The sequence below is a fragment of the Bordetella genomosp. 5 genome (assembly GCF_002261475.1).
Taxonomy (GTDB): domain Bacteria; phylum Pseudomonadota; class Gammaproteobacteria; order Burkholderiales; family Burkholderiaceae_B; genus Bordetella.
Map to the genome: position 1 here is coordinate 449,807 of NZ_NEVN01000001.1, position 22,801 is coordinate 472,607.

Annotated in this window: 23 protein-coding genes; 11 read left to right on the forward strand and 12 right to left on the reverse strand. The window is 68.5% G+C overall.

Annotated elements, in window-relative coordinates:
* The first annotated feature begins 46 nt into the window (after positions 1-46).
* From CEK29_RS02140 to CEK29_RS02155, 4 genes are read left to right on the forward strand one after another with little or no spacing between them, the layout of a single operon-like run.
* Positions 47-1,393 (forward strand): aromatic ring-hydroxylating dioxygenase subunit alpha, encoded by a 1,347-nt coding sequence (locus CEK29_RS02140; RefSeq protein ID WP_094798550.1) that lies wholly within the window; start codon positions 47-49, stop codon positions 1,391-1,393.
* Positions 1,384-1,917 (forward strand): aromatic-ring-hydroxylating dioxygenase subunit beta, encoded by a 534-nt coding sequence (locus CEK29_RS02145; RefSeq protein ID WP_094798551.1) that lies wholly within the window; start codon positions 1,384-1,386, stop codon positions 1,915-1,917. The genes CEK29_RS02140 and CEK29_RS02145 overlap by 10 nt, the downstream gene beginning before the upstream one ends.
* Positions 1,914-2,540 (forward strand): cysteine hydrolase family protein, encoded by a 627-nt coding sequence (locus tag CEK29_RS02150; protein ID WP_094857193.1) that lies wholly within the window; start codon positions 1,914-1,916, stop codon positions 2,538-2,540. Before CEK29_RS02145 ends, CEK29_RS02150 begins: the two co-directional genes overlap by 4 nt.
* Positions 2,537-3,355 carry an SDR family oxidoreductase gene (locus CEK29_RS02155; RefSeq protein ID WP_212590864.1) on the forward strand — a complete coding sequence of 273 codons (819 nt, stop codon included), beginning with the start codon at positions 2,537-2,539 and terminating at the stop codon, positions 3,353-3,355. The genes CEK29_RS02150 and CEK29_RS02155 overlap by 4 nt, the downstream gene beginning before the upstream one ends.
* Before the next feature lie 109 nt (positions 3,356-3,464).
* On the opposite strand, the gene CEK29_RS02160 is transcribed toward CEK29_RS02155, so the two are convergent.
* From CEK29_RS02160 to thiD, 4 genes are all read right to left on the reverse strand, one after another.
* Complete coding sequence (locus CEK29_RS02160) at positions 3,465-5,129, reverse strand: DUF342 domain-containing protein (RefSeq protein ID WP_094798554.1); 1,665 nt, start codon at positions 5,127-5,129, stop codon at positions 3,465-3,467.
* Between the two features lie 355 nt (positions 5,130-5,484).
* Complete coding sequence (gene hemL / locus CEK29_RS02165) at positions 5,485-6,768, reverse strand: glutamate-1-semialdehyde 2,1-aminomutase (RefSeq protein WP_094798555.1); 1,284 nt, start codon at positions 6,766-6,768, stop codon at positions 5,485-5,487.
* Positions 6,769-6,785: 17 nt separating this feature from the next.
* Positions 6,786-7,466: a thiamine phosphate synthase gene (gene thiE, locus CEK29_RS02170; protein ID WP_094798556.1), complete on the reverse strand. Its 681-nt coding sequence runs from the start codon at positions 7,464-7,466 to the stop codon at positions 6,786-6,788.
* Positions 7,463-8,287 carry a bifunctional hydroxymethylpyrimidine kinase/phosphomethylpyrimidine kinase gene (thiD, locus tag CEK29_RS02175; protein ID WP_249278930.1) on the reverse strand — a complete coding sequence of 275 codons (825 nt, stop codon included), beginning with the start codon at positions 8,285-8,287 and terminating at the stop codon, positions 7,463-7,465. Before thiD ends, thiE begins: the two co-directional genes overlap by 4 nt.
* Before the next feature lie 157 nt (positions 8,288-8,444).
* Here thiD and CEK29_RS02180 point away from each other — a divergent pair, with 157 nt between their 5' ends.
* The 7 genes from CEK29_RS02180 to CEK29_RS02210 all read left to right on the forward strand — a co-directional run bounded on the left by CEK29_RS02180 (position 8,445) and on the right by CEK29_RS02210 (position 14,074).
* Positions 8,445-8,609 carry a rubredoxin gene (locus CEK29_RS02180; RefSeq protein WP_003814980.1) on the forward strand — a complete coding sequence of 55 codons (165 nt, stop codon included), beginning with the start codon at positions 8,445-8,447 and terminating at the stop codon, positions 8,607-8,609.
* 89 nt (positions 8,610-8,698) lie between these two features.
* Complete coding sequence (locus CEK29_RS02185; protein ID WP_094798557.1) at positions 8,699-9,295, forward strand: YqgE/AlgH family protein; 597 nt, start codon at positions 8,699-8,701, stop codon at positions 9,293-9,295.
* Positions 9,288-9,689: a Holliday junction resolvase RuvX gene (gene ruvX, locus CEK29_RS02190; protein WP_094857194.1), complete on the forward strand. Its 402-nt coding sequence runs from the start codon at positions 9,288-9,290 to the stop codon at positions 9,687-9,689. Before CEK29_RS02185 ends, ruvX begins: the two co-directional genes overlap by 8 nt.
* The gene (locus tag CEK29_RS02195) at positions 9,689-10,636 is read left to right on the forward strand and encodes a hypothetical protein (RefSeq protein ID WP_094857195.1); all 948 of its coding nucleotides are present in this window, start codon (positions 9,689-9,691) and stop codon (positions 10,634-10,636) included. The genes ruvX and CEK29_RS02195 overlap by 1 nt, the downstream gene beginning before the upstream one ends.
* Positions 10,633-11,904 carry an amidohydrolase family protein gene (locus tag CEK29_RS02200; protein ID WP_094857196.1) on the forward strand — a complete coding sequence of 424 codons (1,272 nt, stop codon included), beginning with the start codon at positions 10,633-10,635 and terminating at the stop codon, positions 11,902-11,904. The genes CEK29_RS02195 and CEK29_RS02200 overlap by 4 nt, the downstream gene beginning before the upstream one ends.
* Positions 11,901-12,641, forward strand: coding sequence for a lysophospholipid acyltransferase family protein (locus CEK29_RS02205; RefSeq protein WP_094857197.1), 741 nt, complete (start codon positions 11,901-11,903; stop codon positions 12,639-12,641). The genes CEK29_RS02200 and CEK29_RS02205 overlap by 4 nt, the downstream gene beginning before the upstream one ends.
* Before the next feature lie 87 nt (positions 12,642-12,728).
* Positions 12,729-14,074 (forward strand): IS3 family transposase gene (locus tag CEK29_RS02210; protein ID WP_255176043.1). Its coding sequence is split into 2 segments (ribosomal slippage): positions 12,729-13,173 and positions 13,173-14,074, totalling 1,347 coding nucleotides; the frame shifts between segments, so codons are not numbered across the junction.
* A gap of 69 nt (positions 14,075-14,143) precedes the next feature.
* Here CEK29_RS02210 and CEK29_RS02215 read toward each other — a convergent pair.
* The 8 genes from CEK29_RS02215 to mpl all read right to left on the reverse strand — a co-directional run bounded on the left by CEK29_RS02215 (position 14,144) and on the right by mpl (position 22,755).
* A complete protein-coding gene (locus tag CEK29_RS02215; protein WP_094798562.1) occupies positions 14,144-14,977 on the reverse strand; it encodes a symmetrical bis(5'-nucleosyl)-tetraphosphatase in 834 nt (277 codons plus the stop codon).
* On the reverse strand, positions 14,974-16,152 hold the full coding sequence (gene lptG, locus CEK29_RS02220) for an LPS export ABC transporter permease LptG (protein ID WP_094857198.1): 1,179 nt from the start codon (positions 16,150-16,152) through the stop codon (positions 14,974-14,976). Before lptG ends, CEK29_RS02215 begins: the two co-directional genes overlap by 4 nt.
* A gap of 90 nt (positions 16,153-16,242) precedes the next feature.
* Positions 16,243-16,986, reverse strand: coding sequence for a monofunctional biosynthetic peptidoglycan transglycosylase (gene mtgA, locus CEK29_RS02225; RefSeq protein WP_141217884.1), 744 nt, complete (start codon positions 16,984-16,986; stop codon positions 16,243-16,245).
* A gap of 5 nt (positions 16,987-16,991) precedes the next feature.
* Positions 16,992-17,858: a shikimate dehydrogenase gene (gene aroE / locus CEK29_RS02230; RefSeq protein ID WP_094857199.1), complete on the reverse strand. Its 867-nt coding sequence runs from the start codon at positions 17,856-17,858 to the stop codon at positions 16,992-16,994.
* Positions 17,855-18,754: a TonB family protein gene (locus CEK29_RS02235; RefSeq protein ID WP_094857200.1), complete on the reverse strand. Its 900-nt coding sequence runs from the start codon at positions 18,752-18,754 to the stop codon at positions 17,855-17,857. The genes aroE and CEK29_RS02235 overlap by 4 nt, the downstream gene beginning before the upstream one ends.
* A 44-nt stretch (positions 18,755-18,798) precedes the next feature.
* Positions 18,799-20,685: a ribonuclease catalytic domain-containing protein gene (locus tag CEK29_RS02240; RefSeq protein WP_094798566.1), complete on the reverse strand. Its 1,887-nt coding sequence runs from the start codon at positions 20,683-20,685 to the stop codon at positions 18,799-18,801.
* A 53-nt stretch (positions 20,686-20,738) separates the two neighbouring features.
* A complete protein-coding gene (locus tag CEK29_RS02245; RefSeq protein WP_094857201.1) occupies positions 20,739-21,344 on the reverse strand; it encodes a YqiA/YcfP family alpha/beta fold hydrolase in 606 nt (201 codons plus the stop codon).
* 34 nt (positions 21,345-21,378) lie between these two features.
* Complete coding sequence (mpl, locus tag CEK29_RS02250) at positions 21,379-22,755, reverse strand: UDP-N-acetylmuramate:L-alanyl-gamma-D-glutamyl-meso-diaminopimelate ligase (RefSeq protein ID WP_094857202.1); 1,377 nt, start codon at positions 22,753-22,755, stop codon at positions 21,379-21,381.
* Between the last annotated feature and the right edge of the window lie 46 nt (positions 22,756-22,801).

The window sequence follows — 22,801 nt, forward strand, 5'->3', positions numbered from 1 at the left end:
GCAGACTCGCGGGGCGCCGGCCGGCGCCCCTTGCTGGAGATAGACCATGGCTTATACCGAAGCGCAGTTGGCCGCGCTGGTGCGCGGCGACAGCGTCCACAAAACCGTCTACACCGATCCCGAGATCTATGCCCTGGAGATGCGCCGCATCTACGGCCGCGCCTGGATCTACGTGGGCCACGAAAGCCAGGTGCCCGGCACCGGCGATTACCATACGACGCGGCTGGGCGACCAGGACGTGATGATGGTGCGCGCCGCCGATGGCCGCGTGCATGTGCTGTACAACCGCTGTCCGCACAAGGGCGCCAAGGTGGTGGCCGATGGCGATGGTTGCGCCGGCAAGTTCTTTCGCTGCCCGTATCACGCCTGGACCTTCAAGCTCGATGGTTCGCATCTGGGCGTGCCGCTCAAGCAGGGCCTCGAAGACACCAACTACGATCCCAAGAGCCCCGAGTTTTCGATGCGGCGCGTGGCGCGGGTTCAGAGTTATCGCGGCTTCGTGTTCGCCAGCCAGAGCGCCGACGGTCCCGAGCTCGAGGCGTTCCTGGGCGGCGTGCGCTCGTCGATCGACAACCTCTGCGATCGCTCGCCCACGGGCGAGGTCGAAGTGGCCGGCGGCATCTTCCGCGTGATGCAGCGCTCCAACTGGAAGGTGTTCTACGAAAACCTGCACGACACCATGCATGCCCGCGTCACGCACGAGTCGTCGTTTCAGGCGGCGCGCGACGAGGCCCAGGAGCTCGGCGAAATGCCGTTCGAGCTGCACATCATGGACGGCAATGGCGAGCCCTACGAGTTCTGGGAAAAGCTGGAGCTGCGCGCCTACCCCAACGGCCACGGCTACATGGAAGGCATTTTCAATCCGGGCGCGGCCGAACGCGATCCGGTGTCGCGCGCGCATTTCGAGGTGCTCACGCAGGCCTACGGTGAAGATCGCGCCCGCGAGATCCTGGGCATGAATCGCCACAACACCGTGATCTATGGCAGCGGATCGCCGCACACGGTGTTCCAGCAGTTTCGCGTGATCCGCCCGGTGGCCGTCGATCGCACGCTGATCGAGATCCAGACCTTCCGCTGCAAGGGCGCGCCCGACAGCGTGTTCCGCCGCGCGATGCTGTATGCGAACGTGATCAATTCTCCCTCGTCGAACGTCATGCCCGACGACATCGAACTCTACAGCCGCTGCCAGGAAGGCAACGCCACGCAGGGGGGAGAGTGGGTCAGCATGCATCGCTATCACGGCACCGATCGCAGCGATGAACAAGGCCTGGTGTCCACCAACGGCACCAGCGAACTGCCGATGCGCAATCAATTCCAGGCCTGGCGCGACTACATGACGCAGCCCGTGGCGGTGCCCGTCGCGATGCCGCAGAAGGAGCAAGCATGCTGCTAGAAATCGACTTCGACGTCGGCACCGCCGACCTGGCGCCGGCGCAGGTGCCGGCCGACACTTATCACGCGCTGTGCCAGTTCCTGTACCGCGAGGCGCGGCTGCTGGACATGCGGCAATACGACGCGTGGCAGTCGCTCTGGACCGACGACGGCATGTACTGGATGCCGCATCACGCCGACCAGGCCAGCCCCTACGATCACGTCTCGCTGTTCTGGGAAGACAAGATGCTGCGCGACGTGCGTATCCGCCGTCTGCAGCACCCGCGCAACTGGTCGCAGCAGCCGCCGACGCGCTGCGCCCGCATCGTCGGCAACATCACCGTCGACGGCGTCGATCAGGGCGGCAACCTGGTCGTGCGTTCGGCGTTCCAGCTGACCGAGTGGCGCAAACGCCAGCCGCGCCAGCTCGCGGGCCACTACACCCACAAGCTCGCGGCAGAGGGCGATGGCTGGCGCATCCGCATGAAGCGCGTGGATCTCGTCACCTGCGACGACGTGCACGACGCCTTCGAGGTCTACGTGTGAACGCGCGGCCCGACACGGCGGTGCTGGCGCTGCACTACCAGAACGACGTGCTGCATCCGGACGGTCGCATCCGCCTCGGCGTGGCGGGCGACGACGTGCTGCGCGGCCGGCTGGTGCGCGCGGCCTGGGATCTGCTCGGCGGGGCGCGGGCGCTCGACCTGACCGTCGTGCACGTGCGCGTGGCGTTCCAGCCGGGCTACGCCGATCTGATCCAGAATTGCACGATCTTTCGCAACGTGGCGGCCAGCGGCGCCGTGATCGATGGCGAGTGGGGCAGCGACTTCTATGCCGGCCTCGCGCCCGATCCGGGCCGTCCGCAGGAGCACGCGCTGCGCCACACGCGCATCAGTGCGTTCTACGGCACGGACCTCGACGAGCTGCTGCGCGCGCATGACGTGCGGCGCCTGATCGTGGGCGGCGTGGCCACCCACTCCGTGGTCGAGGGCACGGTGCGCCATGCCTCGGACATGGGCTATGAAGTCATGGTGGCCGAAGACGCCTGCGCGGCCGCCGATCCGGCCGCGCACGCGGCCGCGCTCGCCAGCATGAAGCTGATCGCCCGCATCGGCACCGTCGCCAGTGCGCTGCAATGGGCCACGCACGCTCTCAAGGAACCCGCATGAACGCTAACAGGATGGGGCCCGACCTCTCGGGCAAGACCGCGATCGTGACCGGCAGTACGCAGGGCCTGGGCGCCGATATCGCGCGTGGGCTGGTCGCGGCGGGCGCCAGCGTGATGCTGGTCGGACGCAGCCGCGAGGCGGGGGAAGCGCTGGCGCGCGAGCTGGGCGAACGCGCCCGCTTCAGCGCTACGGATATCGGCCATGACGATCAGATCCAGGACTGCATCGCGCGCACGCGCGAGGCGTTCGGCGGGCTCGATATCCTCGTCAACAACGCGTGCCAGTATGCGGACCAGGGCCTGGCGTCGAGCCGGGAGCAATGGCATGCCACGCTCGATACCAATCTGATTTCGGCGGCGATGTTCACGCAGTTCGCCGCGCCCGTGTTGCCGCGCGGCGGCGTCGTGATCAACATGGGCAGCACCGGCGGCAAGTTCGGCGCCGCGGGCCGCGCGATCTATCCGGCGTCCAAGGCGGCGCTGCTGCAGATCACGCGCAACTTCGCGGTCGAGCTGGCGCCGGCGGGCATCCGTGTGCTGGCGGTCTCGCCGGCCTGGACCTGGTCGCCCTCGGTCGAGGGTCTGGCGCAGGGTGATCGCGCCGTCGCCGACGCCGTGGGCGCGCATTTCCACCCGCTCGGCCGGGTGGGCGGCGGCGAAGAAATCGCGGCGGTGGTGTGTTTTGCGTGTTCGCCGGCGGCCTCCTGGATGACCGGCGTGGACCTGCCGGTCGACGGCGGTTTTTCCGTTCTGGGCCCGGACCAGGGGATCTCGCCGCGCGCCTGGTTCGCGCGGCTGGCACAAGACAGCCGTTGAACCGTTGAACTGTTGCGCCGTGCAACGGGCGCCGTGCAACCAGCGCCGTGCAACGGCCACCCCGATGCGCCGCGCGGCGCGGGCCCTGGTGCGGCAGGGCCCACGCCGCTCAGCGCGTGCCGGCGGCCTTGATGACGAGCTGGCCTTCTTCGAGCATGGCCTTGCCGCCTACCGTGTCTTCGAACACTTCCTGCACCTTGTTACCGATCTGCAGGTGCACGCCGCCGTGATAGCGGCGCGACGCCACGATGAACGCCGTCAGGAGCGGCTGCAGGTCCTTCTGCAGACGCTGTTCGTCCAGGTCGACCTGCGCCAGTTCGCCGGTGATGCGATTGTGCGTGGCGCGGGCCCGATCGCTCATGCCGTTCACGTTCTTGGCCGGGTTGTTGTGCAAGAAGACGATGAGCTTCTCGAGCTTGGCCTTTTCTTCGGTCAGGCCGGCGCGGCGGGCTTCGAGCGCGGCGCGGCGTGCCTCGGCGTGCGGGTGCAGGCCGACGCAGATCTGCGTCGGAACGGACGCCATCGAGCCCAGGCTGCCCGCGCTCACCGACTTGGTGGCATGGGCTTCGCCGCCCACGATCACGCCCATCTGCGAGCCCGGCGCGCCCACCGTGACGCTCTCGCCGGCATACACCCGGCTCGCGCGGATCTCGCGCTCGGCGGCGATGTTCTTGTCGGCGTTGACGTGGGCGTTCTCGATGAAGCGCGCCTTGACCGAGCCGCCGGCCGTGATCTGCGCCGTGCGGATGCTGGCGCCGGGCGTGGCGGCCGCGCCGCGCGCGTCCTTCACGATCTCGGCCAGGCCGATGATGCCGCCGTTCACGCTGACGTTGCCGCCCGCATGCACGAGGGCGGCTTCGATGGTGCCGTTGACCACCACATCGCCGGACACGCGGACTTCCATGCCGGAGGTGATGTCGCCGCGCACGCGCAGCGTGCCGTCGAAATTGATGTTGCCGGTGTTGAGATCGACCGCGTCGACCTCGACCAGCGAGTTGACCAGCACGCCCTGCGGCACCACCATCGGCGAGCCGGCATTGGCGGCGCGCAGCAGGTTGGGGTCTTCTTCGTCGAGCGCGACGCCGGTGAGGTTCGGCGCGAACGGTGTGTCGGCCATCTGCGGCGGCTCGACCGCTTCGCCCATGACGTTCAGGCCGGGCTTGCCCTGGACCGGCGGAATGCGGCGCATCAGCGGCGTGCCCGGCGCGACCAGCGTCAGGTTGCCGAGCTCGCGGTAATCGATCGGCGCGTTCTCGTCGTCTTCCTGTTCGCGGGTCTTGAGCGCGTCGAGCAGGCTTTCGAACCGCACCGGGGTGCCGGGCGTGAAGGGCGTGCCCTGCGCGACGACCGCGGTGGCGCGGGTGCCCAGCGCGAGGGCCTGGCGGATCGAGGCCTCGTGCACGCCGTAGACGATGCCGTGCTCGAGCAGCGCGGCCAGCACGTCCGCCTCGGCGATGACGTGGCCGCCCTTCGCGGGTGTCACCACCATCAGCACCGACATGTGATCGGGGGAGATTTCGAGCTCGAAGCGGCCGTGCTGAACCTCGCCGATCTTGCCCTGCACGGGTTCGGTCGCGGTGCGGCAGGATTCGATGAAGCTGATGGCGCTGAGCTGGTCCAGCACGTCGGCGTTCCAGCCCTGGTCCTGGACCGCCTGGGTCAAGGTCTCGAGCGTGGGAATGGACACCACGTCGCGGTCACCCGGTTCAAACACGGCCGACAGCACATGCGTCGTTTCGTCCAACTCAAGCCGGAATGCAGTATCGACAGGCATTTCTTCCCTCCGGGCACCGCCATCCTTGCTCCGGGACGGGGCGCCTACATATCGTTTTGTATCGGTCGCGCTAGGCAGCCGGGACTAGCACAGTGCGCACTCAGTTGCTAGAGTAATAACTCGAAATATCGAGACATATTAAGCGATATTCAAGCGTGTAGGCGAACGGAGTTGTAAGGGCCGGAGGGGCTATCTCACTGATTTTTGAGATAAAACAGGTCACACGCGTGTCGTGCGCCGGGCTCACCCCGGCGAGTGCGGGGATCTGCCCTGCAATCCCCTGCTTCTGCGAGGATTGCGTCGTGAACATCGCGGCCTTCGTGCGAGGGCCGCGATGTTCACGTTCGTGCGGGGATCAGCCCTTCATGCGGGTAAACACCGACTCCGCGCGATCGAGGGTGGCGTCGATCACGCTGTCATCGTGGGTGGCCGACACGAAGCCGGCTTCGAAGGCCGACGGCGCGAAGTGCACGCCCGCGTCGAGCATGGCATGGAAGAAGGTCTTGAAGGCCTGGGTGTCGCAGGCCGAGACCTGCGCGAAGGTGCCGGGCACCTCGTTGCTGAAATACAGACCGAACATGCCGCCGATCGCGTCGGCCGAGAAGGCCAGTCCGGCGGCGCGGGCGCGCTCCTGCAGGCCGTTGGCCAGGCGCTGCGTCTGGGTGGCCAGGCGTTCGTAGAAGCCCGGCTGGCCGATCAGGCGCATCGTGGCCAGGCCCGCGGCCACGGCCACGGGATTGCCGGACAGCGTGCCGGCCTGGTAGACGCCACCCAGCGGCGCGATGTGCGCCATCAGGTCGGCGCGGCCGCCGAAGGCGCCGACCGGCATGCCGCCGCCGATCACCTTGGCCAGCGTCGTCAGATCGGGCGTGATGCCGGTCAGGCCTTGCACGCCTTGCGGGCCGACGCGGAAGCCGGTCATGACCTCATCGAAAATCAGCACGGCGCCGTGGCGCGTGCACAGTTCGCGCAGGCCTTCCAGGAAGCCCGGGGCCGGCTTGATCAGATTCATGTTGCCCGCCACCGGCTCGACGATCACGCAGGCGATGTCGGTGCCGTGTTCGGCGAAGGCGGTCTGCACCGCCGGCAGGTTGTTGTAGTCGAGCGTGAGCGTGTGCGAGACGAACTCGGGCGGCACGCCGGCCGAGCTGGGGTTGCCGAAGGTCAGCAGACCCGAGCCGGCCTTCACCAGCAGGCTGTCGGAGTGGCCGTGGTAGCAGCCCTCGAACTTCACGATTTTGTTGCGGCCGGTGGCGCCACGCGCCAGCCGGATCGCGGTCATGGTGGCCTCGGTGCCCGAGCTCACCAGACGCACCTGTTCGAGCGAGGGCAGGCGCTGGATCAGCAGCTCGGCGAGTTCGATCTCGGCCTCGGTGGGCGCGCCGAACGACAGGCCGTGCACGGCGGCGTCTTGGACCGCGCGCACCACTTCCGGGTGGGCATGGCCCAGGATGGCGGGGCCCCACGAGCCGACGTAGTCGATGTATTGCGTGCCCTCGGCGTCCCAGATGTAGGGGCCCTGCGCGCGCGCGATGAAACGCGGCGTGCCACCCACGGAACGGAAGGCGCGCACGGGCGAGTTGACGCCACCAGGAATGCTGCGGCTGGCGCGTTCGAACAATTCGGCGTTACGGGACATGGTATGCGGTCTTAAAGTCAGGGTTGGGGGCGGGCCGGCGCGCCGCGCTGGACGCTGGCGCAGGCCGCGGCGCAGGCGCGCGCGGCGGCCCGGATATCGGGCATCTCGAACAGGCCGGTGATCACGGCGATGGCGTCGGCGCCGGCCTGGGCCACGAGCGGCGCGTTCTGGGCGGTGATGCCGCCAATGGCGACCACGGCGGGGCGCGGCGCGGGGCAGGTGTCGGCCAGCGCCGCCGCTTCGGTGAGCAGCGAGAGCGGGGCCTGAACGGCCTGCGGCTTGGTGGACGAGGCGAACACCGCTCCGAAGGCGATGTAATCCGCGCCCTGGGCGAGCAGGTCGCGCGCCCGGTCGAGGTCGTTGTAGCAGGAGACGCCCAGCAGCAGGTCGGGCCCGACTTCGCGGCGCACCCCGGCGAGCGCGTCGTCGTCGCGGCCCAGATGCGCGCCGTCGGCGCCGACCTCGAGCGCGAGGCGCCAGTCGTCGTTGATCATCAGCACGACGCCGAGCTCACGGCACAGCGGCACGAGGGCGCGCGCCTGGGCGGCGCGCTCGTCGGCGGTGGCGTTTTTGCGGCGCAGCTGCAGGGAGCGCATGCCCCCTTCGGCGGCGTGGCGTACGGCGGTCAGCAGGCGGGCGGTATCGGCCCAGTCGGGCGTGACCCCATACAGGCCGGCTGGAAAGCGCAGGGGTTTCATTGCAGGGTGGCTCCGGCGTCGACGTGGCGGCGCGGCACGCGCCGGCCCATGCCGGGCAGGAAACTTGCGGCGAGCACCTGGTCGGCGTGCTGCAGCGCCTGTTCGACGGCCTGAGGCATCTCGAGCCCCTGCGCCAGCAGCGCGGCCGCGGCGGCGGCCGTCACGCCGCCGGTGTCGGCATTGCGGTCGGGCGCGGCCTGCCAGGGCAGGTTGCTGGTCTGGCCGCCGGGGCCCACGAGCAGGTTGGTGTAGTGGCCCGGCCGGGTCGGATGGCCGAGCACCAGCGCCCATTGGGCGCCGCCGGCCAGCAGGGCATGGCCCGGCGTGGGCGAACCCGAAGTGTCGATGCTGCCATCGGACTGCCATTGCGCCAGGCGCATGTGCTCGACCACGACCAGGTCGGTCTGGGGCAGCACGAGCTCGAACGTGGCGGCGAGCAGGTCGTCGGCGTCATCCTGTTCGACGGCGTCTTCGGGCAGCAGCGCGCGCGGGCCGAGGTGCAGGACCAGCGGTACCTGGCTGTAGTCGGCCGCGATCTGGGCCGCCACGCTGGCGCCTTCGGCGGTGTAGAGCCCGCCGACCTTGATCGCCTGCACCTGCATGTCTTCGAGCAGGCAGCGCGCCTGGTCGTCGAGCAGCTCGGGCGAGACGGGATGGATTTCTTCGATGCCGGCGGTATCCTGGACGGTCAGGGCCGTCGCGGCGGCCAGGGCATGACAGCCCAGCCGGGCGCAGGTGACGGCGTCGGCCGGCAGCCCGTCGGTGCCAGTGGGATCGAACGGGCCGAACACGAGTACGAGAGGGGGGGCAAGAGGGGCCAATTGAACCTGAACAGCGCGCATCGTGATGGCGAACTTCCCGATTTGCGTTGCATCAGGAAAGAACCCCATCGGGTTTCGGTAAGATATGCCCATTCTAATGGATGCTTTCCGCGAATTGCCCGCTCCGGGGCAGCGCGGCGCAAGGCAAGAGAGAACTATGCGTACTTGGATGTGTCTTATCTGTGGCTGGGTTTACGACGAGGAGGCAGGCTTGCCCGACGAGGGAATCGCTCCCGGCACCCGTTGGGAAGACGTACCGCCGAACTGGGTCTGTCCCGAGTGCGGCGCACGCAAGGAAGATTTCGAACTGATGGAAATCTGAGCCCGTAGCGGCTCAAGGCAGGCCGCCCTCGGGGCGGCCTCGTGCCCCCGGCGGGTGCCCGCTCAGATTGCCCTTGCAAGGGGTTTGCCATGACCGAACACACTCGCACCGACGACGCCGACGACGCACCTGCGTTGGCGGCCGATTTCTCCAATCAGTTCCTGCTCGCCATGCCCGGCATGGTCGAGGGCGCCCTGGCGGGCACCGTGATTTTCGTCTGCGAGCACACGCCTCGCGGCGCGCTCGGGCTCGTCATCAACCGGCCCACCGATCTCACGCTGGCGCTGCTCTTCGAACGCATCGATCTCAAGCTCGAGATCGGACCAGTCGACGATCCCGTCTTCTTCGGCGGACCCGTCCAGACCGACCGCGGCTTCGTGCTGCATGCGCCGGCGGGCGAATACACGTCCAGCATCCGGCTGGGCGAGCTCGCGCTCACCACCTCGCGCGACGTGCTGCAGGCCGTGGCCGACGGCAACGGGCCGAGCCGCATGCTGGTCACGCTCGGCTATGCCGGGTGGGGCGCGGGCCAGCTCGAGAGCGAGATGGCACAAAACGCCTGGCTCAACGTCGATGCCGAAGCCCACATCATCTTCGATACGCCTGCCGAAGAACGCTATCCCGCCGCGCTCAAGCTGCTGGGCATCGATCCGGTGATGCTGGCCGGTGAAGCCGGACATGCGTGAGGAAACCCTGCTCGCGTTCGATTTCGGCGAAAAGAAAATCGGCATCGCGATCGGCAACACGCTCACCCGGCACGCTCGCCCGCTCGAGATCATCATGTCCGAGCGGCGCGATGCGCGCTTCGGCCGCATCGAACAGTTGCTCCAGGAGTGGCAGCCGCAGCGCGTCATCGTGGGCCTCGCGCTCGATACCGATGGCGGCGATCAGCCGGCCACGCTGCGCTGCCGGCGATTCGCCAACCAGTTGCACGGCCGCTTCGGCCTCGACGTGACGCTGGTCGACGAGCGCGGCTCGAGCATGGAGGCCCAGCGCCTGCTGGGCAGCCACGCGGCCGACGATGCGATGGCCGCTGCCGTGATCCTGCAGCGCTACCTCGACGCGCTGCCGCAGGTCTGATGTTCAATCCCCAGCTCGACCGGCAGGGCGCGCTCGTGCATCTGCTCACGACCGAAGGCCTGCCGCGGCGCCTGCTCGAGCCGCTGCTCGATGGCGCGGCAAGTCATGCGCGCGATGCCGCCGTGGCGCCCCGCGCGCCGGCGGGGGCGGTCTCGATGCTGTTCGATGCGCCGGATCCCTTCTGGGAGCAGGCGTGTGCGGCCGCCGCCGAGCTGACGGGCCGTGCCTGCGTGGCGCCCGGCGTGCCGTGCCTGCCGCGCGGGGCCGCACTGCCGCGCTGGCTCGGCGAGCTGCGCGCGCGTGGCGTGACCACGTTGGTGCTGCGGCACGGCAGCAGCGGCGCCGCGCACCTGGCCGCGCGTCATGCGCCGGCGGGCCTGCGCGTCATCAATGCCGGCGATGGTCTGCATGCCCAGCCGCTTGCCGCGTTGGCCGACCTGATGGCCATCCGCGACGCGCTGGGCGGCTTTACCGAACTCACCGTGACGCTGCTCGGCGATCTGGCCCATGCGCCCGCCGCGCGCTCGCTCATTCATGCCCTCACCACGCTGGGTGCGCCGCAATTGCGCGCCGTGGCGCCTGCCGCCCTGTTGCCGGACGGTCTGGCCGAGCTGGGCGTGCACGGCTGGCCCGACCTCGATTCCGGGCTGGCCGGCGCCGATGTCGTGGTCGTGCTGCCGCTCGCGCCCGAAAGCGTGGCGCAGGGCCGCGTCGGCAGCGCGGCCGCGTATGCGGCCGATTGGCGCCTGGACGGTGCGCGTCTGGCGGCGACGCGTCCGGATGTCGTGGTCCTGCATGCCGGCGTCGATGCCGCAGCGGTTGCCGCAGCCGCGCTCGAGCTCGACGCGGCCGCCGTGCAGCGGGCCCGTCCGGCCATGGCCAGTCGCGCGGTTCACGCGCGGGCGGTCGTGGCGGCAGTGTTCGATCAGATCGCGGAGCTCCGATGACAGCCCCGGCCAGTCTGCGTATCGACAACGCCCGCCTGCTCGACCCCGCCAGCGGCCGCGATGCCATCGGCTCGCTGCGCGTGGTCGATGGCCGCATCGCGGCGCTCGGCGAGCTGACGCCCGGCCCGAACGCCGAGCGCGTGGTCGATGCGCGGGGCAGGGCGCTGCTGCCCGGTTTGATCGATCTCTCGGTGCGCCTGCCCGACGACAGTGCCGCCTCTCGCGCGGTGCTGCAGGCGGCCCTGCGCGCCGGCGTGACCTCGCTGGTCCTGCCGGCGTGGCACGGCGCCACCGCGCTGACCGATGCGGCCACGCTGCCTGCCGCGCGCGCGTTCGGCGCGCCCGGCCTGCCGCGCGTGTTTGCCTGTGGCCTGCTTCACGACGGCGAGTCGCGCCGGGCCGATCCCGCCGCGCTGGCCCGCGCCGGTGCGCTGTCGGGGGCGCTCGACCCCGCGCTGCCGCGCGATGCGCGCGTGCTGCGCTGGCTCATGCAGGACGCGGCGCAGGCCGGCCTGCCGCTGTGGGTACGTCCGCACGACCCGCGCTTCGGCGCGGGTGTAGTGGCCGCCGGCGCCTATGCCACGCGGCTCGGCCTGCCCGGCGTGCCGCTGGCCGCCGAAACCCAGGCGGTGCAACTGCTGCTCGCGCTGCAACGCGAAACCGGCGCGAGGCTGCATCTGACGCGTCTGTCGAGCGAGGCCGCCGTGACGCTGGTGCGGCAGGCGCGCGCTGACGGCCTGTCCGTCACGTGCGACGTGTCGATCCAGCATCTGCACCTCACCGAGCTCGATATCGGTTTCTACGACGCCCATTGTCATCTGCGGCCGCCGCTGCGCGGTCAGCGCGACCGGGCGGCACTGGCTCAGGGCCTGGCCGACGGCACCATCGCCGCGCTCTGCTCGGATCATGCCGTGCTCGGTCCGGACGACAAGATCGCGCCCTTTGCCGAGACCGCCCCGGGGGCGGCGGGCGTGGGGCTGTTGTTTTCGCTGGCCTGCAAATGGGCGCTGGACAGCCGCTTGCCGCTCTCGCGGGCGCTCGCCTGCGTCACCAGCGGTCCGGCCGCGGTGGCCGGTCTGGCGGCCGGGCGCCTGCAGGTCGGCGCGCCCGCGGATCTGTGCCTGGCCGACCTCGACGCGGAGTGGTTCGCCAGTCCGGACGCGCTGGGCGCCGTGAACGCCGCGACACCGTTCGCGGGTATGATGCTGCCCGGTCGAGTCTGCGCTGCCTGGGTGGGCGGTGATCCGGCCTGGGAGAGTTCGTTTTGAAGCTTTTGCGTTTCGTGTTCCGGGTGGCCCTGGTGCTGCCGTGGATCCTGTTCGGCCTGTTCTGCGTGAGTGTGGTCTACCGCGTCCTGAACGGCCGGCAGCGCGCCGCGCTCAACCGTTTCTGGTCGCGCGTGCTGTTGCGCATGTGCGGCGTGCACGTCACCACCACCGGCGAGCCGCGCCTGACGGGTTCGGTGCTGTGGGTCGCCAACCACGTCTCCTGGATCGACATCTTCGTCGTCAACGCCGTGCGCGCCACGTCGTTCGTCGCCAAGGCCGAAATCCGCGGCTGGCCCGTCATCGGCTGGCTCGCCGCCGGCGCCGGCACCCTGTTCATCGAACGCACCCAGCGTCACGCCGTGCATGCCATGGGCGAATCGATTCAGTCCTGTTTCGACCGGGGCGAGGCCGTCGGCCTGTTTCCGGAAGGCACCACGACCGAGGGCCTGGATCTGCGGCCCTTCCATGCCAGCCTGTTCGAACCGGCGCGCGCCGCCGACGTGGCCGTGCAGCCCGTGGTGCTGCGCTTCATGCACCACGGTCAGCGCAGCGGGTTCGCCGCGTTCGTGGGCGAAGAAAGCCTGGTCGCGAACCTCTGGCGCGTGCTGGGCGCGACGGGTGTGGCGGTCGAGGTAGCCTTTCTGCCCGTGCTCGCCACGCATCATGCCGACGGCACGCCCTTCACGCGGCTGGAGCTGTCCCGCGCCGCGCGCGAGGCCATCCTCGCCCGGCTCTGAACACGACGCCCGGCACCATGAAAAACGCGGCCCGAATGAACTGACCCCCGAAAGTTGGATATTGATCCAACCTTCGGGGGTTTTTACATGGCGAAGTACAACGAGCAGTTCAAGTTAAAGGTGGTTCGGGAGTGTTTGAAGGGCACTGAGAGTGGTCGTTCGGTGGCGGCGCGCCACGAACTGCAACATTCGCTGGTCCGAGGATGGGTCGAGAGCTATCGCGTACATGGCTTAGCAGGTCTACGCCGGCAGTCAGGGGCTTATAGCGCAGCCTTCAAGCAGTCGGTGTTGCGCAAGATCCGCGACCAAGGACTATCGGACATCCAGGCCGCGACACTGCTGGGGATCCGCAGTTCAGGTCATATTGCGAAGTGGCGTACCCAGTATGATGCTGGGGGTATAGAGGCGTTGGCGCGCAAGCGTCCAGGAGCAAGCATGCCCCACAAATACCCCCCAGAGCCCGTGTCCAAGGACATGACCAAGGAAGAGCTTCTCGAAGAAGTTGCGAACCTGCGAGCGGAGTTGGACTACCTAAAAAAGCTCGATGCCTTGATCGAAGCGGAAAAGACCAAAGCGCTCGTTGGAAAGCGCAAGTGGTCCAAGGATTGAGGCATAAGCATCCGCTGGAACGACTGCTGCGTGTGGCCGAGCTGTCACGCAGCACGTTCTATTACCACCTGAAGGTGCTGGACGCCGCAGATCCGTACGCTGAGCTAAAGCAACGTATCGGCGCGATCTTCGCGCGTCATAAAGGCCGCTATGGCTACCGCCGTATCACGGCGGTTTTGCGTCAGGCGGGTGATCTGGTGAACCACAAAACGGTGCAGAAACTAATGCAGGCATTGGGCTTAAAGTCGCTTGTGCGCGCCAAGAAGTACCGGTCATACCGAGGCCAGTCACATCACGTGGCGACCAATGTGTTGGCGCGTGACTTCGAGGCCGCGCGTCCTCACGAGAAATGGGTCACCGACGTGACCGAATTTAACGTGCGCGGAGAGAAGTTGTACCTGTCGCCGGTGATGGACCTGTACAACGGCGAGATCGTGGCTTACGAGACCAGCCGACGACCGGTGTTCACGCTCGTGAGCAACATGCTGAAAAAGGCGCTGGCTCGGCTACGCCCGACGGACCGTCCTGTCCTGCACTCCGACCAAGGTTGGCAGTACCAGCAACCCACCTACCGGCACATGCTCGCAGCCCGGTCAGTAACGCAAAGCATGTCGCGTAAAGGAAACTGCCTGGACAATGCGGCCATGGAGAGCTTCTTCGGTACGTTGAAGGCTGAGTTCTTCCACCTCAACCGCTTCGAAGGTATCGAGCAGTTGCAGGCCGGCATCAGGCAGTACATCCGTTACTACAATCACGACCGCATCAAGCTCAAGCTAAAAGGCCTGAGCCCGGTGCAATACCGAGCTCAGGCCTTCGGGCTTTAGCTTCTGACCATCCAACTTCTGGGGGTCAGTTCAGAAGCCGCGTTTTTTTTCGTGCCGGCGTGCGCCGTGTCATTCGGATCCGGGCGCCTGCGATTGGGCACAGCGGATCTGCACCAGCTTGCGATCGTGCAGGCGCATGCCGGTAAGCGAGCCACCCCAGACGCAGCCGGTGTCGAGGCAGAGCAGGTGCGGACGCACCAGCAGGCCCAGCGTCGACCAGTGGCCGAATACGATCGTCACGTCGCGCGTGGCACGGTTGGGCACGTCGAACCAGGGCACCAGGCCGGCAGGCCAGGCGCCGGGCGCCACCTTGGTCGCGAACTCCATGTGCCCGTTGGGCGTGCACAGACGAATCCGGGTCAGTGCATTGATGATGACCCGCAGCCGCTTGCCGCCCTTGTGATCTTCTTTCCAGTTGGCCGGCTCGTTGCCATACATCTTCTGCAGGGCCTTCTGCCAGTTGGGGCCGCGCAGCGCGCGCTGGACCTCGTCGGCCAGCTCCAGCACCTTTTCCACGTCCCATTTGGCCAGCACGCCGGCGTGCACCATCAGGTGGCCATGTTCGAAGTGGGCGAGCGGACGGTGGCGCAGCCAGTCGATCAGGTCGCCGGCGTCGGGCGCGCGCAGGATGTCGTCGAGCGTGTCGGATTTGGACGGCTTGCGCACACCGGCGGCCGCCGCGAGCAGATGCAGGTCGTGGTTGCCCAGCACCGACACGGCGCGGTCGCCCAAGCCGATGATGCGGCGCAGGGTCGCGAGCGATTGCGGGCCGCGGTTGACCAGGTCACCCGCGAACCAGAAACGCGCGTCGGGGTCGGCCGCCACCTCGGGGTGAGCCAGCAATTGATCCAGCGAGGCGCAGCAGCCCTGCACATCGCCGATCATCCAGATGCTGCCAGTCATACCGGAACTTTTCTCCAGGGCCAGCGGCGCTCGGCGAGGCGAGAGATCGCATGGCGGTATTCCATCATGGTGAGGGCGCCCAGCGCGAGCGCGAGCGCGGCCAGATTGGGGCCGAGCGCCGTGAGCCAGGGCGGCCAACGGTTGAGCATGCCCACGTTGAGGGCGAGCTGATTGACCATGAAGAAGGCCACGCCCAGCAGGATGCCGATGAAGACCTTGGCGCCGACCCCGCCGCGGCGGGTCTGCATGAAGCCGATGGGCGCGGCGATCGTGATCATCACCAGCAGCGTGAAGGGGTAGACGAACTTGCGCCACAGCGCCACGACCTGGCGGTCGGCCTGTAGCTGGTTGTTGTGCAGATAGTCGATGTAATCGATCAGGGTCACGAGCGACATGCGCTCGGGCGTGAGCACCCGCGCCAACAGGCGCTCGCCGCTCAGCGTGGTGTCGAGTCGCAGCTCGGGCACCTTGACCACCTGGGCGGGCTTGCGCTCGGGCGGCTTGCCGTTGGCCAGCGCCTGCGCCGCCTCGTCGTCGATGCGCGTCTCGGTCACGTCAGTGAGGATCAGGTCGCCGTCCTGGAAGCGGCCGCTGGCGGCCTGCGCCAGCCCCTGCAGTTCGAGGTTGGGCTTGAGCTCGAACAGCATGACGTCCCGGACCTGGCCGTCGCCCAGCAGGGTCTTGATGTTGATGACGCGCGTGCCGCCGGTGCCGGTGGGCTCCTTGAACCAATAACCGCTGTTCAGGCGTCCGCCGCCGGTCTTGCCGCGCAGGGTGAGGTCCGCCTCGCCGCTCTTGATCTCGGCGATCGGCGTGACGAACTCGGAGAGCAGGGTGGCGCCGACCATGAGCGGGATCGTGATGAGCCACAGCATGCGCATGAGCCGCATGCCGCTCACGCCGGAGACGCGCAGGATCACGAGCTCGTTGCGCTGCGCCAGGCCGGCCAGGGCCAGGATGGCGCCGATCAGCAGGCCGATGGGCAGGAGGTCGTAGAGGCGCGTCGGCAAGGCGAGACCCTGCATGTAGAACAGCGCCCACATGCTGAATTTTTCACCGACGTTGTCGAGGTCGTCGACCAGCGCGAAGAACGTGAAAAGGCCCAGCAGGGCCAGAAGGACCACTGCGCAGGAGCGATAGATCTCGCGGGCCAGGTAACGGCGGGCAGTACGCATGAATCGAGGAACCGGTGGGACGCGCTTTCTTGGTGACGCGTAAAACGAGACAGCTTAACAAATATGGGACCTGAGCGGCCGTTTGCGGCGTCAGGGAATCTCGACCATGCGCATGCGCCGTTGCAGGGTGGCGGTGCGCGAATTGAGATAGCCGGTGCTGCGGTGCCGGTCGTAGTAACGCGGGTTGGGCAGCATGGCCGCCAGCCGCGCCGACTGGGCCGAGCCCAGCCGGGCCGCGCTGGTGCCGTAATAGTGCTGGGCGGCCGCCTCGGCGCCGAACACCCCGACGCCCCATTCGGCCACGTTGAGGTAGAGCTCGAGGATCCGCTCCTTGGGCATCACGCGTTCGATCATGAAGGTGAGAATCAGCTCCTGGCCCTTGCGCACATAGCTGCGCGAGCTCGACAGAAACAGATTCTTGGCCAGCTGCTGGGTGATGGTCGAGCCGCCGCGCATGCGCTGACCGCCGCGCTCTTCCTGGCGCTGGTTGTACTCCCAGGCCTTGCGGATGGCCTCCCACTCCACGCCTTCGTGCTCGGTGAAGTTGGCATCCTCGGAGGCGATCACGGCCTGCTTGAGCGAGCGGTTGATCTTGTCGTAGGGCACCCAGGTGTACTTGAGCTCGGCCTTGGGATCGGTCTCGCGCAGGCGCGAGAGCTCCTGGCGCATCATGGCCGAGCTGCCGGGTTCGCGATGCGCGTACCAGACCACCATGCAGAAGAGCCAGAGCTGATACAGGATGAAGAGGCAGGCCAGCGCCATGATGAGCGCGCCCGACACCTTCAACCAGTTCAGTTTGCCGCGGCTGCGCGACGACGAGCGGGCGGCCGCCATCCTGCTCAGGCCTCCTGAGCCAGCAGCTCGGCGCGCAGCCGTGTAAGCACCGGCGCCGGATCGGGCCGCACGCCGTGCCACAGGAAGAAGCTCTCGGCGGCCTGGCCCACCAGCATGCCCAGGCCATCGGCCGTGCGCGCTGCGCCTTCGGCCGTGGCCTGGCGCATGAAGGCGGTGGGCAGCGCGGCATACATCATGTCGTAGGCGATGGCATCCGCGGCGTAAAGCCCGGGCGGCAGGTCGGGCGTGGTGCCCGCCAGCCCGCTGGCCGTGGCGTTGATGACCACGTTCCAGCCGCCTTCGATGCCGGCCTCGGCCAGGGTGCCCGCTCCCAGCTGCGCGGCGGACGGTGTGCCGCTGGCGTTCCAGTCGGCGATCAGATCGTGCGCGCGTTCGACCGTGCGGTTGACCACGCGGATGCGCTCGCAGCCAGCCTGCACCAGCGGATGGAGCACGCCGCGCGCCGCGCCGCCCGCGCCGACCAGCAGCACCCGCGCGCCGGCCAGGCGCACGCCCAGGCGCAGCAGGTCGCTCACCAGGCCCACGCCGTCGGTGTTGCAGCCATGTACCTGTCCGTCGCGCCACCACAGCGTGTTGACCGCGCCGGCCAGCCGCGCGCGCTCGCTCAGGCGTCCGGCGGCCAGCGCGTAGGCCTCCTGCTTGAACGGCACGGTGACGTTCAGGCCCGCGCCGCCTTGCGCCACGAAGGCCTCGACGGTGGCCGCGAAGCCGTCCACGGGGGCCAGCAGGCGGTCGTAGCGCATGGCCACGCCGGTTTGTTCGGCGAACAGCGCATGGATCTGCGGCGAGCGGCTGTGGCTGATGGGATTGCCCACCACGGCGTAGAGCGGAATCGCGGTCTCCTGGGTCATGGGGCGGAGGTTTCCAGTGTGTCGTTGACGAAATGCCAGGTGCGCGTGATCACGAGTTCATCGGTTTCACGCGCGAGATCGGGCGGCAGCGGGGCGAACGGCGCGGCCATCTGCACGATGCGTCGCGCGGCCTGGTTGAGCACGGCGTGTTCCGAGGGCTGATCGATCTCGAAGCCGGCCAGCGTGCCGTCGGCGCGCACCGTCACCGTGATGCGTAGCGTGCCGTAGATTTTGCCGCGCGCCTGTTCCGGGTATTGCTGCGTGCCCACGGTCTCGATGCGTGTGCGCCAGGCGTCGAGGTAGGCGGCATAGGGCGAGGCCTGTGCCGACGGCGCCACGAAGCTGCGGCGCGGCTGCGCGTTGTAGGCCTGCACGCGGGCGGCGAGCGCGGCCACCTGGGCGTTCTGCACCAGGCCGGGCTGGTCATGCGAGGCGTCGCCCGCGACCGACGAATCGGTCCAGGGATGCACGGCCGTGCGCTCGGCGGCGCCCCGTTCGCGCGCCTGCAGCTGCGTGAGCAGGCGCAGTTGTTCGGCTTCGAGCTGCGCCTGGCGCTGCCGCATGGCTTCGAGCACGATGGTGTCGGGCGACTCGCCGGTCCGGGGCAGGGGCGTGGTGGCGACGCCGCTGGCGGCATTGCCGCCGCCGTCGATGTTGGTCTGGGCGATCACCTGGGCACGCACCGGCGCGCTGTCGGTGTTGGCGTTGACCAGCGTCACCTCGAGGCTCGCGGGCACGGACGGCCGCGACGCGGCGGCGCCGAAGCGCCACGCGAGCAGTCCCGCGTGCACCAGCAGCGAGATGGCGATGCCGACGAGCAGGTAGTGCTGGGCGGGAGCACCCAGCCAATGCCAGAAACGCGCCGGCGGCGAGGATGGGGAGTGTGGGGAGTGCACGCGACCGATTTTAGCCCGGTCGCGTGCGTCTGGTGAGGGCAGCGTCAGGCCTCGACGGTGCCGACATAGCGGCAGTCGAGTTCGAGCGAGAGCTCGTCCATGCCCAGAATGTCGATCTGCACCGCGGTGCCGCGTTCGAGTTCGGGCAGGCCCCCCACGCGCGTCACGAGCGGGGCGTCCGCCAGGCGTACGAGGTCTTCGCGCAGCACGTGGGCGACGCTGCGCGTCACGTTGTGCTGCTTGAGCCAGCGCAGCACCCAGTAGCGCTCCATCGCGCTCTGGAACTCGGCCCAGGCCGTGTATTGCGCATCGAACGCGCCGATGATGGCGAACAGATCCGCATCCTTGGGCTTGAACGGGGCCACCAGCCGCGCGGACACGCCGTGCTCCACGGCCGCGATCAGTTGCCACTGATTCACGAGGTCGACGTAGCGGCGCAGCGGCGAGGTGCTCCAGGCGTACTGCGGCACGCCGATGGCTTCGTGCGGCAGGGCCTGAGTGCTCATGCGCACGCGGCCGGCCTGCTGCGAGCGATAGATGCCCGGCACGCCATGCTGGTGCAGCAGGCCGCCCCAGGTGTTGTTGGCCAGGATCATGTATTCGGCCACCATGCGGTCCAGCGGCGCATTGCGCTGGCGCGGCACGAGGCGCACGACCGTGTCGGGATCGTCCGGGTTGCCGTCGAGGTAGAAGCTGTACTCGACGCGCGAGTTGTTCTCGGGCTTGCCGCGCACGGCCTCGCGCTGGGCGGTGAGGTGCTGCGCCAGGCGCCACAGCGGACGCAGCCAATGGCCGTAAGGCAGCACCGCGTCCGGGTCGTTGAGCGCGGCCTCGGTGACCTCGGCGTCCAGCATGTTGTGGCGCAGGTTCTCGCGCACCACGATGCGTTCCAGACGCGTGTCGGTCTCGAGGATTTCGCCGGTCGCGAGATCCGCCGTCACGTAGAGCGACAGGGCCGGCACCTCCCGGCCCGCATCCAGCGAGAAGTGCTGGATCACGCTGTCGGGCTGCATCGGGATCTTGTCGCCCGGCATGTAGACGGTGGACAGGCGCGCGCGGGCGAGCTTGTCGAGTTCGCTGTCACGCGTCACCGACAGGCCGGGAGCGGCCACGTGGATGCCGATGCGCACCCGGTCGCCCTCGAGCGGGGTCACGGACAGGGCATCGTCGATTTCGGTGGTCGTGATGTCGTCGACCGAATAGATCTCGGCATCGGCGAGCGGCAGGTCGCGCCCGATCGGCGGAATTTCCACGTCCGGGAAACCCACGCCGCGCGGGAAATTGACGGCCAGGAAGCGGCGCTTGTGCAGCGCCAGCGGATGCGGCCAGGCGCCCAGCTCGAGCAGCAGGCGGTCGGGGCTCTTCTGCAGACGTGCGCAGGCGGCCTCGAGCGCCTTCCATTGCATGGTGTTCTTGTCGGGGCGCACCACGAGGCTCTCGGCGACCTGCGCGATCTCCTCGGGCAGGCGGCCCGCGGCCATGTCGTCGACCCAGGCCTGCTGCTGCTCGGCCTGGCGCTGCTTCTTGTCGAGCGCGGCCAGCGCGGCGGCCAGGATGTCGGGCGGGGCCGGACGGTACTGGCCGCGGCCGCGGCGATGGAAGTAGGCGGGGGCGCCGTGCAGGCGCATCAGGATGGCGGCCTGTTCGACGGGGCTGGGCGCGTGGCCGAAGTAATCGGCCGCCAGGGCGGGCGAGTCGAACTCCTCCTGCGGCGCGCATTCCCAGAGGAACTGCAGGTCGATCTCTTCGGCCATGGCCTGGGCCTGGCTCATCAGCGCGGCCGGCTCCGGCTTGGCGAACGTGAACAGGGTGTTGTTGCGCTTGATCTTGCTGCGCTTGCCCGATTCGGACTCAACCTGCAGGCTGGCGTCGGTCTCCGACAGGATGTTGCCGGCCTTGAAACTGCCGTCGTCTTCGTAAAACACGTACATATTGAGGGGTCCATCGGGCGGGAGCACCGCACGCTGTCTTTGGGGTCGGATCGTTATCTGTGGGGGTTGGCCAGCGCGAAATCAAGCACTTCGTCGATGTGCTCGGCAAAGTCCGAGAGGCCATGGTCGCTGCCCGGGATGATGCGTTGGCGGCAGCCCTGGAAACGGTCGCGCATCTCGCGCCAGTCCAGCACTTCATCGCCGGTCGCGGCGACCAGGAAATAGCGTTCGGGGCGGGTGATCGCCGCGACGTCCAGCGCCTTCAGCTCGTCCACGTACTCGGGGAGAAACACGAACGGCGCGTCCGAATGATACATGCGGTGCTCGCCCACCTGCGTCGCCAGGTCGCGCGCGGCGTGGACGGCGGGGTTCAGCAGCACCGCCTTGCACCCGAGGCGCTCGGCGGCCCAGGTGGCGTAATAACCGCCCAATGACGAGCCGATCACCGTCAGGTCGGAAGCCTCGCACCCGGCGTCCAGCCATTGCCGGGCAAGGTGGTCGATCAGGCGGGCCGCCTGTGCCGGACTGGCCGGCAGTTGCGGGCTCGCCCACGCCGCCTCGAGGCCGCGGGCCTGCAGGGCCTCTGCCATCAGCCGCGACTTGAACGAGTCGGGCGATGAGCGGAAACCATGCAGGTACAGGATGCGGTCGCGGGCCATGGTGTCGTGGGGTGGCTATATAGAGAGTAGGGGCTCAGGCGGCGGCGCGTGCGCGCAGCGCGTCGAGCAGCTTGCCATGCACCCCGCCGAATCCGCCGTTGCTCATGACCAGGATATTGTCGCCGGGGCGTGCCGCGGCGGTCACCGCGCGCACCAGCGCGTCGAGGTCGTCATGGCTGGTGGCGCGCTCGCCCAGCGGCGCGAGCACCTCGGCCGGATTCCAGCCCAATGCATGCTTGCCTTCGTGCGCGCCGAAGCAGAAGACCAGATCGGCCTGTTTGAGCGCATCGGGCAGGCGCGCCGCCATCGTGCCGAGCCTCATGGTGTTGGAGCGCGGCTCGAGCACGGCCAGGATCCGGGCCTCGCCCACCTGCCTGCGCAGGCCGGCGATGGTGGTGTCGATGGCGGTGGGGTGGTGCGCGAAATCGTCGTACACGCGCACGCCATCGACCGTGCCGCGCAGTTCCATGCGGCGCTTCACGCCGCCGAAGCGCGACAGCGCCTCGATGCCCGCGGCCGCTTCCACGCCCACATGCTCGGCCGCGGCCAGCGCGGCCAGCGCGTTCATGCGGTTGTGCTCGCCGCTCAAGGTCCAGCGCACCGTCCCGGCCGGCACGCCGGCCCGTCGCACCTCGAAAGCGCCGTCGGCATCCGCCGGACCCGCGCTCCAGCCTGCATCCGCGCCGAAGTACACGGTTTCGGACCAGCAACCGCGCGCAATCACGCGTTCCAGCGCCGGCGAGCCGGCGGGCAGCACGATCCGGCCCGCGCCAGGAATGGTGCGCACGAGGTGATGGAACTGCGTTTCGATCGCGGCGAGATCCGGGAAGATATCGGCATGATCGAATTCGAGGTTGTTGAGTACGGCGGTTCGCGGGCGGTAGTGCACGAACTTGGAGCGCTTGTCGAAGAACGCCGTATCGTATTCATCGGCCTCGATCACGAACGGGCGCACCGAGGGATCGAAACGCGCCGACACCTTGAGATCGTTGGCGACGCCGCCGATCAGGAAATTGGGATTCAATCCGGCGTGCTCGAGAATCCAGGCCAGCATCGAGCTCGTGGTGGTCTTGCCGTGCGTACCCGCCACGGCCAGCACATGCCCGCCGGGCAGGACGTTCTCGCCCAGCCACTGCGGTCCGGACACGTAGCGCGCACCCGAATTCAGGATGGCTTCCATCAGGGGGTTGCCCCGGCTCACGACATTGCCGATCACGAACAGGTCGGGCTGCAGCGCCAGCTGGTCGGCGCCGAAGCCCTCGATCAGCTCGATGCCCTGTTCGGCCAGCTGAGTGCTCATCGGCGGGTAGACGCCCGCGTCGCAGCCGGTGACCTTGTGCCCGGCCGCGCGTGCGATCAGCGCCAGGCCACCCATGAACGTGCCGCAAATACCAAGAATGTGCAGATGCATACTGAATCTCCTGGCTGCATTGTAGAGGCATGTCGCGGGCAAGCCG

Excerpts from the sequence above, each read along its gene's own strand:
- CEK29_RS02140 (WP_094798550.1), top strand. The coding sequence starts at position 47 with ATGGCTTATACCGAAGCGCAGTTGGCCGCGCTGGTGCGCGGCGACAGC.
- CEK29_RS02145 (WP_094798551.1), top strand. The coding sequence starts at position 1,384 with ATGCTGCTAGAAATCGACTTCGACGTCGGCACCGCCGACCTGGCGCCG.
- CEK29_RS02155 (WP_212590864.1), top strand. The coding sequence starts at position 2,537 with ATGAACGCTAACAGGATGGGGCCCGACCTCTCGGGCAAGACCGCGATC.
- CEK29_RS02160 (WP_094798554.1), bottom strand. The coding sequence starts at position 5,129 with ATGCCTGTCGATACTGCATTCCGGCTTGAGTTGGACGAAACGACGCAT.
- hemL (WP_094798555.1), bottom strand. The coding sequence starts at position 6,768 with ATGTCCCGTAACGCCGAATTGTTCGAACGCGCCAGCCGCAGCATTCCT.
- thiE (WP_094798556.1), bottom strand. The coding sequence starts at position 7,466 with ATGAAACCCCTGCGCTTTCCAGCCGGCCTGTATGGGGTCACGCCCGAC.
- CEK29_RS02180 (WP_003814980.1), top strand. The coding sequence starts at position 8,445 with ATGCGTACTTGGATGTGTCTTATCTGTGGCTGGGTTTACGACGAGGAG.
- CEK29_RS02185 (WP_094798557.1), top strand. The coding sequence starts at position 8,699 with ATGACCGAACACACTCGCACCGACGACGCCGACGACGCACCTGCGTTG.
- ruvX (WP_094857194.1), top strand. The coding sequence starts at position 9,288 with ATGCGTGAGGAAACCCTGCTCGCGTTCGATTTCGGCGAAAAGAAAATC.
- CEK29_RS02195 (WP_094857195.1), top strand. The coding sequence starts at position 9,689 with ATGTTCAATCCCCAGCTCGACCGGCAGGGCGCGCTCGTGCATCTGCTC.
- CEK29_RS02200 (WP_094857196.1), top strand. The coding sequence starts at position 10,633 with ATGACAGCCCCGGCCAGTCTGCGTATCGACAACGCCCGCCTGCTCGAC.
- CEK29_RS02215 (WP_094798562.1), bottom strand. The coding sequence starts at position 14,977 with ATGACTGGCAGCATCTGGATGATCGGCGATGTGCAGGGCTGCTGCGCC.
- lptG (WP_094857198.1), bottom strand. The coding sequence starts at position 16,152 with ATGCGTACTGCCCGCCGTTACCTGGCCCGCGAGATCTATCGCTCCTGC.
- mtgA (WP_141217884.1), bottom strand. The coding sequence starts at position 16,986 with ATGGCGGCCGCCCGCTCGTCGTCGCGCAGCCGCGGCAAACTGAACTGG.
- aroE (WP_094857199.1), bottom strand. The coding sequence starts at position 17,858 with ATGACCCAGGAGACCGCGATTCCGCTCTACGCCGTGGTGGGCAATCCC.
- CEK29_RS02240 (WP_094798566.1), bottom strand. The coding sequence starts at position 20,685 with ATGTACGTGTTTTACGAAGACGACGGCAGTTTCAAGGCCGGCAACATC.
- CEK29_RS02245 (WP_094857201.1), bottom strand. The coding sequence starts at position 21,344 with ATGGCCCGCGACCGCATCCTGTACCTGCATGGTTTCCGCTCATCGCCC.
- mpl (WP_094857202.1), bottom strand. The coding sequence starts at position 22,755 with ATGCATCTGCACATTCTTGGTATTTGCGGCACGTTCATGGGTGGCCTG.